Source organism: Stenotrophomonas sp. LMG 10879, assembly GCF_002750935.1.
Lineage (GTDB): Bacteria > Pseudomonadota > Gammaproteobacteria > Xanthomonadales > Xanthomonadaceae > Stenotrophomonas > Stenotrophomonas lactitubi_B.
This window is the reverse complement of the sequence record NZ_PEJT01000010.1, coordinates 119,742-132,818: the sequence shown is the minus strand read 5'-3', so window position 1 is coordinate 132,818 and position 13,077 is coordinate 119,742. Positions and strand designations below refer to the sequence as shown.

Annotated in this window: 11 protein-coding genes; 4 read left to right on the top strand and 7 right to left on the bottom strand. The window is 66.3% G+C overall.

The window, feature by feature from the left end; all coding sequences use genetic code 11:
* Positions 1–29 precede the first annotated feature (29 nt).
* Genes CR919_RS16235 through rluD form a run of 3 tightly spaced genes read right to left on the bottom strand, consistent with a single transcriptional unit; the run spans position 30 to position 2,211 of the window.
* Positions 30–455, bottom strand: coding sequence for a thiol-disulfide oxidoreductase DCC family protein (locus tag CR919_RS16235; protein WP_099820880.1), 426 nt, complete (start codon positions 453–455; stop codon positions 30–32).
* Positions 455–1,222, bottom strand: coding sequence for a peptidoglycan editing factor PgeF (gene pgeF, locus CR919_RS16230; protein ID WP_099820879.1), 768 nt, complete (start codon positions 1,220–1,222; stop codon positions 455–457). Before pgeF ends, CR919_RS16235 begins: the two co-directional genes overlap by 1 nt.
* Entirely contained in the window at positions 1,222–2,211 is a 990-nt protein-coding gene (gene rluD, locus CR919_RS16225; RefSeq protein ID WP_099820878.1) for a 23S rRNA pseudouridine(1911/1915/1917) synthase RluD, read from the bottom strand. Before rluD ends, pgeF begins: the two co-directional genes overlap by 1 nt.
* Positions 2,212–2,325: 114 nt before the next feature.
* On the opposite strand from rluD, the gene CR919_RS16220 reads away from it, so the two are divergent.
* On the top strand, positions 2,326–3,210 hold the full coding sequence (locus CR919_RS16220) for an outer membrane protein assembly factor BamD (RefSeq protein ID WP_099820877.1): 885 nt from the start codon (positions 2,326–2,328) through the stop codon (positions 3,208–3,210).
* A 131-nt stretch (positions 3,211–3,341) separates the two neighbouring features.
* On the opposite strand, the gene CR919_RS16215 is transcribed toward CR919_RS16220, so the two are convergent.
* The 3 genes from CR919_RS16215 to sucC all read right to left on the bottom strand — a co-directional run bounded on the left by CR919_RS16215 (position 3,342) and on the right by sucC (position 7,224).
* Positions 3,342–4,976: an NAD+ synthase gene (locus CR919_RS16215; RefSeq protein ID WP_099820876.1), complete on the bottom strand. Its 1,635-nt coding sequence runs from the start codon at positions 4,974–4,976 to the stop codon at positions 3,342–3,344.
* A 181-nt stretch (positions 4,977–5,157) separates the two neighbouring features.
* Positions 5,158–6,033: a succinate--CoA ligase subunit alpha gene (sucD, locus tag CR919_RS16210; protein ID WP_017356169.1), complete on the bottom strand. Its 876-nt coding sequence runs from the start codon at positions 6,031–6,033 to the stop codon at positions 5,158–5,160.
* 21 nt (positions 6,034–6,054) lie between these two features.
* A complete protein-coding gene (gene sucC, locus CR919_RS16205; RefSeq protein ID WP_025874298.1) occupies positions 6,055–7,224 on the bottom strand; it encodes an ADP-forming succinate--CoA ligase subunit beta in 1,170 nt (389 codons plus the stop codon).
* Positions 7,225–7,601: 377 nt separating this feature from the next.
* Between sucC and CR919_RS16200 the strand changes: the two genes are divergently transcribed.
* From CR919_RS16200 to CR919_RS16190, 3 genes are all read left to right on the top strand, one after another.
* On the top strand, positions 7,602–9,215 hold the full coding sequence (locus tag CR919_RS16200) for an ATP-binding protein (RefSeq protein WP_099820875.1): 1,614 nt from the start codon (positions 7,602–7,604) through the stop codon (positions 9,213–9,215).
* 54 nt (positions 9,216–9,269) lie between these two features.
* On the top strand, positions 9,270–10,643 hold the full coding sequence (locus CR919_RS16195; protein WP_099820874.1) for a sigma-54 dependent transcriptional regulator: 1,374 nt from the start codon (positions 9,270–9,272) through the stop codon (positions 10,641–10,643).
* A gap of 277 nt (positions 10,644–10,920) precedes the next feature.
* Complete coding sequence (locus CR919_RS16190) at positions 10,921–11,217, top strand: hypothetical protein (protein ID WP_099820873.1); 297 nt, start codon at positions 10,921–10,923, stop codon at positions 11,215–11,217.
* 42 nt (positions 11,218–11,259) lie between these two features.
* Here the strand turns inward: CR919_RS16190 and pilB are convergent, their stop codons facing one another.
* The gene (gene pilB / locus CR919_RS16185) at positions 11,260–12,987 is read right to left on the bottom strand and encodes a type IV-A pilus assembly ATPase PilB (RefSeq protein WP_099820872.1); all 1,728 of its coding nucleotides are present in this window, start codon (positions 12,985–12,987) and stop codon (positions 11,260–11,262) included.
* Positions 12,988–13,077: the final 90 nt, after the last annotated feature.

Genomic DNA, 13,077 nt, shown 5'->3' with positions numbered 1-13,077 from the left:
GCATGGCTCGGCTCTACAACAACAGGCGATCAATCGAGGAAGCGCGCGGCCTGTGCCGGCGTCGGCAGGAAACAGGCGTCATGGCGCCCGAACCAGCGATAGCGGTTGCGCGCCAGCACGCGGTACGCACCATCGCGCCAGCGCCGTGGCAGCACGCGCAGCACGGCCGCCAGGCGCCAACCACCGCCCAGTGCGTCCAGAACGCGCAGGATCGCATCGGTATCGGTCCACGCGCCCTGCCCGTCCAACAGCAGGAACGAGGTCGGGTCGTGCGCGTCCAGCCCGTGCGCCCGCAACAACGCGCTACCCTGCGCGCCCTGCATTGCCGCGAAGCGAAAGCGCTCCTGCCGGTCGAACCGCAGCAGGAAACGCACCCAGCGGCTGCACAACGCGCAGACGCCGTCGAAGACGATCACGCCGCCAGGCTCTACACCCGCAGCGCGATCCCCGCGCATCAGTCCATCCACACCAGCGTCGCCATCCGTCCGGTACGGCGGTCGCGGCGATGCGAGTACAGATCCGCATCGGCCATGGTCGAGACCGTGCCGCCATGGATGTTGCCCAGCTCCATGCCCGCCGCCTGCAGACGCTGTCGCGCCAGCGCGAACAGGTCCACTTTCCAGTGGCCGGGGCGGGTTGCCACGAAGGCCGCCGCAGCGGCCGCGTCGTGGCCGACGAAGGCGTGGTACACCTCTTCGCCGATCTCGTAATCGGCTGGTCCCGCTGCCGGGCCCAGCCACGCGCGCAGCTGTGCCGGCGGCGTCTGCATGGCGGCCACGGTGGCCTCCAGCATGCCGTCGGCCAGGCCGCGCCAACCGGCATGGGCGGCGCCCACCTCGCTGCCATCGACAGCGGCGAACACCACCGGCAGGCAGTCCGCGGTGAGGATCGCCAGCACCACGCCAGGCACCGACGTCACCGCGGCATCGGCTACCGGTTCGCTGGCCCCCTCCACCGGCGGCGCAGCGAAACGCAGCACGGTGCTGCTGTGCACCTGGCGCAGCCAATGCGGCGCCGACGGCAGCGCCAGCCCCTGCTGCAGCAACTGCCGGTTGTGCTCGACATTGGCCGGGCTGTCACCATCGGCCGTATGCCGGTTGCCCAGGTTGAACTGCGCGAACGGCTCCGGCGAGACCCCCGCGCCGCGTCGGCGCGTAGTCAGTGCATGCACGCCCGGGGGCGTCGGCCAATCGGCCTGCAGCAGTGGCAGCGCGGTCGTCATTACCAGCGGTTCCGCTCGCGTTCGGCGAAGGCTGCGCTGTCTTCGCGCAGCACTTTCATCAGGTGCAGCATGTCAGCCGGCGCCGGCGCGGTGTTGCGCACCGGCTCACCGCTGATCGGGTGCACGAACTCCAGGGTCTCTGCATGCAGGGCCTGGCGCTTGAAGCCGCGCAGCGCGGCCACCAGCTCGTCGCTGGCACCCTTGGGCAGCTTCAGCGCGCCGCCGTACAGCTGATCGCCCACGATCGGATGGCGCAGGTGCGCCATATGCACGCGGATCTGGTGAGTACGCCCGGTTTCCAGGCGGCATTCCAGCGCGGTATGCGCGCGGAAGCGCTCGCGCAGGCGGTAATGGGTCACCGCTTCCTTGCCATCCTCGCGCACACCCATCTTCAGGCGGTCGCGCGGGTGACGGTCGATCGGCGCATCCGCCGTACCACCGGCCACCAGCGCGCCCATCACCACGGCCAGGTACTGGCGGTGCACGTCACGGGCGGCCAGCTGCTCGACCAGCGCAGTCTGCGCTTCCAAGGTGCGGGCCACGACCATCACGCCGCTGGTGTCCTTGTCCAGGCGATGCACGATGCCCGCGCGCGGCAGCACCGCCACCGACGGGTCGCGGTACAGCAGCGCATTGACCAGGGTGCCGCTGTGGTTGCCAGCACCGGGGTGCACGACCAGGCCGACCGGCTTGTTGATCACCAGCAGGTGCTCGTCCTCGAACAGCACGTCCAGCGGGATGTCTTCCGGCTCGGCGGTGGTCTGGGTTTCCAGCACCACCTGCAGGGTGACCACCTCGCCACCGCGCAGGGCGTCGCGCGGCCGCGCCTGCGCGCCGTCCAGCAGGACGTCGCCGGCCTTGATCCACTCGGTCAGGCGGGAGCGGGAATATTCGGGGAACAGCTCGGCCACGACTGCGTCGAAACGACGGCCGGCGGAGGTGTCGGGGACAATGGCCTGGCGGGCCGATTCGGAGGGTTGTTCAGACATGGCAGGGGGGTATCTTTGAAATTTTGGGGTCCCGGCGAGCCGGTTTCAGTCGCTGGACAGGACACTAGGCTATCATCGACCCTTCGTATTCCAGCCGCGTCCCGCATTGACCCCATGATCCGACGCTCCGTCCTGCTCTCCGCGCCCGTCCGCCTGACCGCCCTTCTGCTGGTGCTGGTCATCGTCGCCACCGGCTGCAACCGCGGCACCAAGGGCGATCGCCCTGATGAAGGCACCCCGGTCGAACAGCTCTACGAAAAGAGCCACAAGCTGATGCAAGGCGGCAACTGGAGCGGCGCTGAAGCCAGCTTCCGCCGTCTGGTGGCACAGTATCCCTACGGCCCGTACACCGAGCAGGCGATGATCGAATCGGCCTATGCCCAGTACAAGGCCGGCAAGCACGATGACGCGGTGTCCAGCATCGACCGCTTCATCCGTACTTACCCGACCCACCGCAACATCGCGTACCTGTACTACCTGCGCGGCCTGGCCAACTCCAACCGCAATACGGTTTTCCTGCGTCGCGTATGGTCGCTGGACGCGAGCCGCCGCGATCTGTCCACGCCGCACCAGGCGTATTCAGACTTCAACATCGTGGTCGACCGCTACCCCAACAGCCGCTATGCCGCCGACGCGCGCCAGCGCATGCTGGTCCTGCGTGACGTATTCGCCCAGCACGAGCTCGACAACGCGCTGTACTACATGCGCCGTGGCGCCTACGTCTCGGCCGCCGGCCGCGCCAACTACCTGCTGGAAACCTACCCGCAGAGCGCGTTCCAGAACGATGCCGTGGCGGTACTGGCTGACTCCTACACCCACCTGGGCAACAAGACCCTGGCCGACGACGCCCGCCGCGTCCTGCAGCTGAACCAGCCGGACCACCCGTGGCTGGAAGGCAAGTGGCCGAAGTACCCGTGGATGATCCGCAAGCTGAACCCGTTTGCCGGCGAGAAGTCCGCCGCCACCGGCCAGCGCAACGCGCGACTGGAAAAGAAGTAAGAAAAAAGGCCCCGCAAGGGGCCTTTTTTTGCCTGGCAGATCCACGCCAAGCGTGGATGGGGCATGCACCTCATCCTGAACGGTGCGGACCAGGGGCCGCACCCACTCTGGATGGGCCCCGCAACCAGCCCTCAGCCCTTGTAGCCGTTGCTGATCGGGTACCGGCGCTCACGCCCGAACGCGCGACGCGAGACCTTCGGGCCGGGCGCAGCCTGGTGGCGCTTCCACTCGCTGATGCGCACCAGGCGCAGCACACGATCCACCACCGCCGCGTCGTAGCCGGCGGCAACAATCTCCGTACGCGACTGCTCCTGGTCGATGTAGCGGTACAGGATGCCGTCCAGCACATCGTAGGCCGGCAGCGAGTCCTGGTCGGTCTGGTTCTCGCGCAGTTCGGCCGATGGCGGGCGGCTGATCACTGCCGGCGGAATCACCGGCGCGCCGCCCACCGTGTTGCGCCACTTGGACAGGCCAAACACCTCGGTCTTGTACAGATCCTTCAGCGGTGCGTAGCCGCCGCACATGTCGCCATAGATCGTGGCGTAGCCGACCGCGTACTCGCTCTTGTTGCCGGTGGTCAGCAGCAGGCCGCCGAACTTGTTGGCCAACGCCATCAGGATCACGCCACGGCTGCGCGACTGCAGGTTCTCTTCGGTCACATCCGGCGTGGTGCCCTCGAACATGGGTGCCAGCGCCTGCATCAGGCCCTGGAATGCCGGCTCGATGGAAACGGCTTCCAGCTTCACGCCCAGCGCCTCGCACTGCTCGGCGGCCAGGTCGTTGGACATGCCGGCGGTATAGCGCGAGGGCAGGCGCACGGCGGTGACGTTCTCCGCGCCCAGGGCATCGACCGCCATCGCCAGCACGATCGCCGAGTCGATGCCGCCGGACAGACCCAGCCACACCTTCTTGAAGCCGTTCTTGCTGCAGTAGTCCTGGATGCCGCGGGTCACCGCGCGCCAGGCCAGCGCATCCATGCTCTCGTCGCCGTCGTCCAACCACACGTGCGGCATGAAGCGGCGCGTCGCACCGTCGTACTGCACCACCAGCCACTGGTCGACGAAGGCCGCCGCGGCCGGATGCACCGTGCCATCGCCGTCGGCCACCACCGATGCACCATCGAACACCAGCGCATCCTGGCCGCCCACCACGTTGAGGTAGGCGATGGCCGCGCCGCTTTCGCGGGTGCGTGCAGCCAGCACCGCATCGCGCTGGGCATGCTTGCCGCGCTCGTAGGGCGAAGCGTTGGGCACCACCACCAGCTGTGCACCGGCCCGCACCGTATCGGCCAGCGGCTCGGCGAACCACAGGTCTTCGCAGATCAGCAGTCCCACCGGAATGCCATCGACCTCGAACACGCAGCTGCCACCGTCGGGATCGACATCGAAGTAGCGACGCTCGTCGAACACCGCGTAATTGGGCAGCTCGCGCTTGCGGTAGGTCTGCTCCACCAGGCCATCGCGCAGCACGCTGGCCGCGTTGTAGACCACCGCACCGGCCGCCTGCGGCCAACCGACCACGGCGGTGATGCCACGGCATGCCGCGGCAATGCGGGTCATCGCCTGCTCGCACTCGTACAGGAAGCCCGGGCGCAGCAGCAGGTCCTCCGGTGGATAGCCGCTGACTGCCAGCTCGGGGAACATCACCAGCCCGGCGCCGTACTCGTCGCGCGCCTGGCCGATCATCTCGATGATGCGCTCGGTGTTGCCGGCGACGTCGCCGACCGGGAAGTCGAACTGCGCCATCGCGATGCGGATCGAAGCCATTGGAATCCAGCCTGTGGTTGCAATGCCGCCATTGTAACGCTGGGGTCAGATCCCTTTTGCATGGCAAAAGGGATCTGACCCCATTGCAGACGCAGAAAGGCCGCCCGGAGGCGGCCTTTCTGTTTCAGGCAGCCGAGCGTGGGCTCGGCTCTACTCAATCGTCTGCCGGAGGCAGTCGATCTTATTTGACCAGCTTGGCGATGGCAGCGCCCAGGTCGCCCGGCGAACGCACGGTGACGACGCCAGCAGCTTCCATTGCAGCAAACTTGCCTTCGGCAGTGCCCTTGCCGCCCGATGCGATCGCACCGGCGTGGCCCATGCGCTTGCCGGCCGGAGCCGACGCACCGGCGATGAAACCGACGACCGGCTTCTTCACGTGGTTCTTGATGTACTCGGCACCGGCTTCTTCAGCGTCGCCGCCGATTTCGCCGACCATGATGATGCCTTCGGTCTGCGGGTCTTCGTTGAACAGCTTCAGGCAGTCGACGAAGTTCAGGCCGTTGATCGGGTCACCACCGATGCCGATGCAGGTGGACTGGCCCAGGCCGACTTCGGTGGTCTGCTTGACCGCTTCATAGGTCAGGGTGCCCGAACGCGACACGATGCCGATCTTGCCCGGCTTGTGGATGTGGCCCGGCATGATGCCGATCTTGCACTCACCCGGGGTGATGACGCCCGGGCAGTTCGGCCCGATCAGCACGGTGTCCGGATGCGAGCGGGTCAGCACGTTCTTGACGCGCAGCATGTCCAGCACCGGGATGCCTTCGGTGATGCAGACGATGACCTTGATGCCGGCAGCAGCGGCTTCCAGGATCGCGTCAGCCGCGTACGGCGGCGGCACGTAGATGACCGAAGCGTTGGCGCCGGTGCTCTGCACGGCGTCGGCCACGGTGTTGAAGACCGGCAGGTCGATATGGGTGGTGCCACCCTTGCCCGGGGTCACGCCGCCGACAACCTGGGTGCCGTACTCGATCATCTGAGTGGCGTGGAAGGTGCCCTGCTGGCCGGTGAAGCCCTGCACGATCACCTTGGTGTTCTTATTGATCAAAACTGACATTGGATTTCCTTCGGTGTCGGATCAGGCGGCGTTCTTGACAGCTTCGACGACCTTCTTGGCACCGTCGTTGATGTTGTCGGCCGGGATGATGGCCATGCCGCTGTCACGCAGCAGCTGCTTGCCTTCTTCCACGTTGGTGCCTTCCAGGCGCACCACGACCGGAACCTTGACGCCCACTTCCTTCACAGCGGCGATGATGCCTTCGGCAATCATGTCGCAGCGGACGATGCCGCCGAAGATGTTGACGAAGATGCCCTCGACCTTGTCCGAGGACAGGATCAGCTTGAACGCTTCGATGACGCGCTGCTTGTTGGCACCGCCGCCCACGTCCAGGAAGTTCGCCGGCTCGCCGCCGTTGAGCTTGATGACGTCCATGGTGGCCATGGCCAGGCCTGCGCCGTTGACCATGCAGCCGATGTTGCCGTCCATGGTGACGTAGTTGATGTCCAGCTCCGAAGCGATCACTTCGGTCGGATCTTCCTGGGTCTTGTCGCGCATGGCGACCAGGGCCTTCTGGCGGAACGCGGCGTTGTCGTCGCTGTCGAACTTGCCGTCCAGTGCGTACAGGTTGCCGTCGTCCAGGATGGCCAGCGGGTTGATTTCAACCAGCGCCAGGTCCTTTTCGTTGAACAGGCGGTACAGGTTCACCATGATGTTGGCGAACTGGCCGGCCTGCTTGGCGGTCAGGCCCAGCTTGAAGCCGAAATCACGACCGTGGTAACCCTGCACGCCTTCGACGAAGTCGACGTTCAGCGAGTGGATCAGCTCCGGGGTTTCAGCGGCGACCTGCTCGATCTCCACGCCGCCTTCCGAAGAAGCGATGTAGGTGATGGTCTTGGTGCCACGGTCAACCAGCACCGACAGGTACAGTTCCTTGACGATCTCGCCAGCGGTGGTCACCAGCACCAGGTTGACCGGCAGTTCAACGCCAGCGGTCTGGTAGGTGGCCATCTTGGTGCCGAGCATCTTGGCCGCAGCGGCCTTCACGTCGTCGGTGGTCTTGCAGAACTTGACGCCGCCAGCCTTGCCGCGGCCGCCAGCGTGGATCTGCGCCTTGACCATCCAGGGGCCCTGGCCCAGGGAGTTGGCAGCGGCAACAGCTTCGTCCGGGGTCGCAGCGACCTTGCCGGCCGGGACCGGGATGCCGTACTCGGCAAGCAGTTGTTTTGACTGGTATTCGTGGAAATTCATGCGTCACCGTGGGAATAGGAACGACCGCACGCAATTCCTCAGGGCCCCGGCGGGGCGCCGGCATGGACCGCGGCGGGCCCACTATTGTGGCCGAGCCGGCGCCGGGGCGCAAAGAAGTATGGACAAAAGGCCGCACCCGGCCAGATTTCCATGGTCATTCAGGCAGTTGCGGCACGGCCTGGACCAGAGCCCCCGTGCCGGCCCCGGCCGATTGCGCAGCCCAGCCCGGTGCAGGCGCCCTATACTGGCCCCGTAAATTCGAGCCCACGGTGCCGGCAACCGGGCAGCGAGCAGATCCGACGATCGGGGGACGTCGGGAAGGTTCGGCCCACCGCCGGCATGATCCAGTTCCAGGCAGCCAGAAGGGGAGTTCCGGCGTGTCACCCAGTGCTTCATTGATCGACCGCATCGAATCGATACCGCGGCGCGAGCTGTATTTCTTCGCCCTGTACCGGGTGCTGATCGCCTCGGTCATCGCCGCCCTGCTGTACAGCCCGTTGTCGGCCATGGTCGGCGAAGCCCACCACCCTCGCCTGGCCAACAGCGTAGGCGCGGCTTACCTGCTGCTGTCCCTGTTGTGGCTGGTGATCGGCCGCAACGAACGCTGGCTGCGGCAGATCGTGGTCGGCGGCGTGCTGCTGGACATCGTCGCCGCCAGCCTGCTGGCGCACGCCCTGCCCGGTGCCAGCGCCGGCATCTCGATGTCGCTGCTGTTCAACATCGCGGCCGCTGCCACCCTGCTGCCGCTCAGCTGGGGCCTGGTGCTGGCGCTGGCCGCCAGCGTCGCCACCGCCGCCGAGTACCTGTGGAAGGTGCTGGAAGGCGGCGATCCCACCCGCACCCTGGCCGAGCTGGCGATGTTCGCCACCAGTTATCTGGCGCTGGCCTTCATCAGCTACCAGGTCGGCAACCGCGCCCGCCGCAACCAGCAGCTGGCCAACCAGCGTGGCGACGAAGTGGCCAACCTGTTCCAGATCAACGAACTGATCATCCGCCGCATGCGTACCGGCGTGGTCGTGGTGGACGCCGACAACCGCATTACCCTGGCCAACGAGGCCGCCTCGATCCTGCTCGGCGACAACGACGGCAACAGTGATTCCGGCCGCCTCGACCTGGCCAGCGTCGCCCCCGAACTTGCCCGCCGCCTGCAACGCTGGCGCAACGGCTGGGCGCAGGACGAAATGCCGCTGCAGCTCAACCCCGACCAGCCGGAAGTACAACCGCGCTTTGCCCGCCTGCTGGCCGGCAGCGACCTGGTGCTGGTATTCCTGGATGACTCCAGCGTGGTCTCGCGCCGCGCCGAATCGCTCACCCTGTCGGCGATGGGGCGCTTCTCGGCCAGCCTTGCCCACGAGATCCGCAACCCGCTGGCGGCCATCAACTACGCTGTGCAGCTGCTGGAAGAAGGCACCGGCTTCAACGACAGCGACCGCCGCCTGCTGCAGATCATCCACCAGCAGTGCCAACGCACCAACGGCATCGTTGAAAGCGTGCTGGGCCTGGCCCGGCGCGAACGCGCCAATCCGGAAAACGTCGATCTCGCGGCCTTCGTGCGCCGCTTCGTGCTGGAGTACAAGCAGGGGCAGACGCTGGAAACCGACAGCATCGAACCGATCATCAACGACACCTCGGTGCCGGCCCAGGTCGACCCGCGCCACCTGTACCAGGTGCTGACCGTGCTGGTGCACAACGCCCTGAAGTACGGTCGCATCGGCGAGCAGCCCGCGCGCGTGCGGCTGCGTGTGGCCCAGCACGAACGCAGTGCGGTGATCGACGTGATGGATCGCGGCCCGGGCATTCCCGAGACCGTCGCCGCGCAGCTGTTCCGCCCCTTCTTCACCACTTCCGAGCACGGCACCGGCCTGGGCCTGTATATCGCCCGCGAGCTGTGCCGCGCCAACCAGGCACGACTGGATTACATCCCCGTCCCCGCCGGTGGCTCCTGCTTCCGCCTGGTTCTGCCTGGCCCGCACACCCTGTTTCCGGACTGATTTCGTGCGTCAAACATTTGTCGCATCCCACCCCCTCGGCTATCTTTCCCACCCATGAACGAAACCCGCAGCGCCCTCGTCGTCGACGATGAACGCGATATCCGCGAACTGCTGGTGTTGACCCTCGGCCGCATGGGCCTGCGCATCAGCACCGCCGCCAACCTCGCCGAAGCCCGCGAACTGCTGGCCAGCAATCCCTATGACCTGTGCATCACCGACATGCGCCTGCCCGACGGCAACGGCATCGAACTGGTCAGCGAGATCGCCCAGCACTATCCGCGCACGCCGGTAGCGATGATCACCGCCTTCGGCAGCATGGACCTGGCAGTGGAGGCACTGAAGGCGGGCGCGTTCGATTTCGTCAGCAAGCCGGTGGACATCACCGTGCTGCGCGGCCTGGTCAAGCATGCGCTGGAACTCAACAACAGCGAACGCCCCGCTACCGGCCCCGCCGTAGAACAGGCCGCGCGCCTGCTCGGCGAATCGCCGGCCATGGACGTGCTGCGTGCCACCATCGGCAAGGTCGCGCGCAGCCAGGCACCGGTCTACATCCTCGGCGAATCCGGCGTGGGCAAGGAACTGGTCGCGCGCACCATCCATGCGCAGGGCGCACGTGCAGCCGGGCCGTTCGTACCGGTCAACTGTGGCGCCATCCCCACCGAATTGATGGAGAGCGAGTTCTTCGGCCACCGCAAGGGCAGCTTCACCGGCGCCCACGCCGACAAGCCGGGACTGTTCCAGGCCGCGCACGGCGGCACTTTGTTCCTGGATGAAGTGGCCGAGCTGCCGCTGCAGATGCAGGTGAAGCTGCTGCGCGCGATCCAGGAAAAATCGGTGCGCGCGGTTGGCGCGCCCAGCGAAGAACCGGTGGACGTGCGCATCCTCTCGGCCACCCACAAGGATCTGGCCGAGCTGGTCGAGGACGGGCGTTTCCGCCACGACCTGTACTACCGCATCAACGTGATCGAACTACGCGTGCCGCCGCTGCGCGAGCGCCGCCAGGATCTGCCGGCGCTGGCCGCCTCGATCCTGGCGCGGCTGGCCCGCAGCCACGGCCGCGCCACCCCGCTGCTGGCGCCCTCGGCGCTGGACGCGCTTGCACAGTACAGCTTCCCGGGCAATGTGCGCGAGCTGGAGAACATCCTGGAACGCGCACTGGCGCTGGCCGAGGAAGACCGTATCGGCGCCGACGACCTGCGCCTGCCGCAGCACGCGCCGCGTTCACCGGGCAGCGCTGCGCATGCCGAAGCCGTGGTCGACCTGCACCCGGGCAGCGCCGCCCTGCCCTCGTACATCGAGCAGCTCGAGCGCAGTGCCATCCAGCGCGCGCTGGAAGAAAACCGCTGGAACAAGACCCGTACCGCCGCGCAGCTGGGCATCACCTTCCGCGCGCTGCGTTACAAGCTGAAGAAGCTGGGGATGGAGTAAGGCCCATACGCGGCGCGGATGCATCGCTGGCGCTGCCAGCGCTGACCGATAACGTGCAGGGCACGCCGGAGGCGAGCAGTCGCAAATGCCCCGCGCGGCCTCGAGGCCCGCGATGCGGGCAGCGCATGATTGGGGTTTGCCGCAACGAAGGTCACAGTCTGTTCGCGACCAGCGCCTGTTTTTGATCGCGAGCAGCTGCTATTGCAACCATTCCGAAGTGATCCGTGAGCTCGCACGTGCACCCTGTGTCCTCCTTCCAATCCAAGGAGTACACGTCATGAAACCACTGTTCGCTCTCGCTCTTCTGGCTGGCATCAGCCTCCTGCACAGCACCGATGCAAGTGCCCAGACGACCCCGCTGGTGTGCCAGGAAAACTTCGCGCGGTCCGAGGCCTACCTCACCTGCATGGTGAACAGCGTGGAAGTGGTTGCCGGCCGATGCCAGATGCAGATTCCCTGCCGACGCAACAACGGCTCGACCTATCTCAACAACGGCTCATTCGACCCCGCACGGTTGCAGAATCTGTGCAACCGCGACGGTGTACTGGCCTACGGTTGCCCGCCGCGCCCCTGACCTCTGCCGAGGTGTCCCTGCAGGGCTCTTGCCCTGCAGGGATCAATCCTTGGTGACGCGGTTGATTTCGGCCAGGCTGGTCACACCCGCAGCCGCCTTCTTCAGCGCTGACTGCCGCAGGTCATTCACGCCGATCGCCTGCGCAGCCTCGGCAATCTGCAGCGCGTTGCCGCCCGCCAGCACGATGGACGCGATCTCGTCGGTCATCGGCATCACCTGGTAGAGACCGGTACGCCCCTTGTAGCCCTCGGTGCATTCATCGCAACCCACCGCCTCATACAGCTCGATGCCCGCGTCCAGCTGCGCCTGGGTGAAGCCCTCGGCGAGCAGCGCATGCTCCGGCAGATTGGCCGGGCGCTTGCAGTTCGAACACAGGCGGCGCGCCAGGCGCTGGGCGATCACCAGCGTCACCGAGCTGGTGATGTTGTACGGCGCGATACCCATGTTCATCAGGCGCGCGATGGTCTGCGGCGCGTCGTTGGTATGCAGCGTGGACAGCACCATGTGGCCGGTCTGCGCCGCCTTGATCGCGATCTCGGCGGTTTCCAGGTCGCGGATTTCGCCGACCATGATGATGTCCGGATCCTGTCGCAGGAACGAGCGCAGGGCGGCGGCGAAGGTCATGCCGCGCTTGTTGTTCTGCTGCACCTGGTTGACGCCGGGCAGGCGGATTTCCACCGGATCTTCGGCGGTGGAAATGTTGCGGGTCTCATCATTGAGGATGCCCAGCGCGGTATACAGCGACACCGTCTTGCCCGAACCGGTCGGGCCGGTTACCAGCACCATGCCGTACGGCTTGTGGATGGCGTCCAGGAACAGCTTCTGCTGGTCCGGCTCGTAACCCAGCTTGTCGATGCCCAGCTTGGCCGCGCTGCCATCGAGGATACGCAGCACCACCTTCTCGCCGAACAGGGTGGGCAGCGTACTGACGCGGAAGTCGATCTGTCGGGTCTTGGACAGGTTGAGCTTGATGCGCCCATCCTGCGGCACGCGCTTTTCCGCGATATCCAGCTGCGCCATCACCTTCAGGCGCGCAGCGATGCGCTGGTTGAGCTTGTTCGGTGCGCGCGCGACCATCTTCAGCAGGCCGTCGATGCGCAAGCGCACGCGGTAGTCGTCTTCGTAGGGCTCGAAGTGGATATCCGACGCCCCCTTGCGGATGGCATCGACCAACACCTTGTTGACGAACTTGACCACCGGGGTATCGTCGCCCTTGGCGTCGATGCCGCTGTCGGTGCTGCCCATGTCGTCGTCGCCACCGCCAACATCGAGGTTGGCCATGCCGTCATCGTCACCGCCCAGCGCATCGCCCATCGTGTCGTGGCTGGCGTGCCACTGCTCCAGCGTGCGGCGGATCTGGTCCTCGTCCACCAGGATCGGTTCAACCACCAGATTGGTGTGGAACTTGATCTCGTCCAGAGAATGGGTGGGGTTGCTGGTGCCGACGAACAGCTTGCCGCCGCGTTTGAACAGCGGCAGCACGTTGTGCTTGCGCAGCAGCTCTTCGCTGACCAGGCTCATCGCGTTCTGGCTGCTGTCGAACGTGGATACGTCGAACAGCGGCATGCCGAACTCGAGTGAGTTAGCGGCAGCGAGCTGCGAGGCGCTGACCAGCTTGTTCTGCGCGAACCACGTCGGCAGGGGCTGGCGAGCGGCGGCCGCCTTGGCCATGGCATCGCGGGCAGCGACTTCGTCCAGCGCGCCGTCCTGGACGAGGCGGCGGGCCAGGCCGGTGATGCCGACGAGATTGGCGGTGGTAACGGCGTTCATAGAAATCCTTGGCTCATGGGTCTGGCAGCGCGGTGCGCCTTCCAAGGGCACCACACGGGGCAGCAGAACCTGCCGCGAGCATCGGCCAGC

What these genes read in the sequence shown, in the direction of transcription:
- CR919_RS16235 (WP_099820880.1), bottom strand. Translation starts at nt 455, where the DNA reads ATGCGCGGGGATCGCGCTGCGGGTGTAGAGCCTGGCGGCGTGATCGTC.
- pgeF (WP_099820879.1), bottom strand. Translation starts at nt 1,222, where the DNA reads ATGACGACCGCGCTGCCACTGCTGCAGGCCGATTGGCCGACGCCCCCG.
- rluD (WP_099820878.1), bottom strand. Translation starts at nt 2,211, where the DNA reads ATGTCTGAACAACCCTCCGAATCGGCCCGCCAGGCCATTGTCCCCGAC.
- CR919_RS16220 (WP_099820877.1), top strand. Translation starts at nt 2,326, where the DNA reads ATGATCCGACGCTCCGTCCTGCTCTCCGCGCCCGTCCGCCTGACCGCC.
- CR919_RS16215 (WP_099820876.1), bottom strand. Translation starts at nt 4,976, where the DNA reads ATGGCTTCGATCCGCATCGCGATGGCGCAGTTCGACTTCCCGGTCGGC.
- sucD (WP_017356169.1), bottom strand. Translation starts at nt 6,033, where the DNA reads ATGTCAGTTTTGATCAATAAGAACACCAAGGTGATCGTGCAGGGCTTC.
- sucC (WP_025874298.1), bottom strand. Translation starts at nt 7,224, where the DNA reads ATGAATTTCCACGAATACCAGTCAAAACAACTGCTTGCCGAGTACGGC.
- CR919_RS16195 (WP_099820874.1), top strand. Translation starts at nt 9,270, where the DNA reads ATGAACGAAACCCGCAGCGCCCTCGTCGTCGACGATGAACGCGATATC.
- CR919_RS16190 (WP_099820873.1), top strand. Translation starts at nt 10,921, where the DNA reads ATGAAACCACTGTTCGCTCTCGCTCTTCTGGCTGGCATCAGCCTCCTG.
- pilB (WP_099820872.1), bottom strand. Translation starts at nt 12,987, where the DNA reads ATGAACGCCGTTACCACCGCCAATCTCGTCGGCATCACCGGCCTGGCC.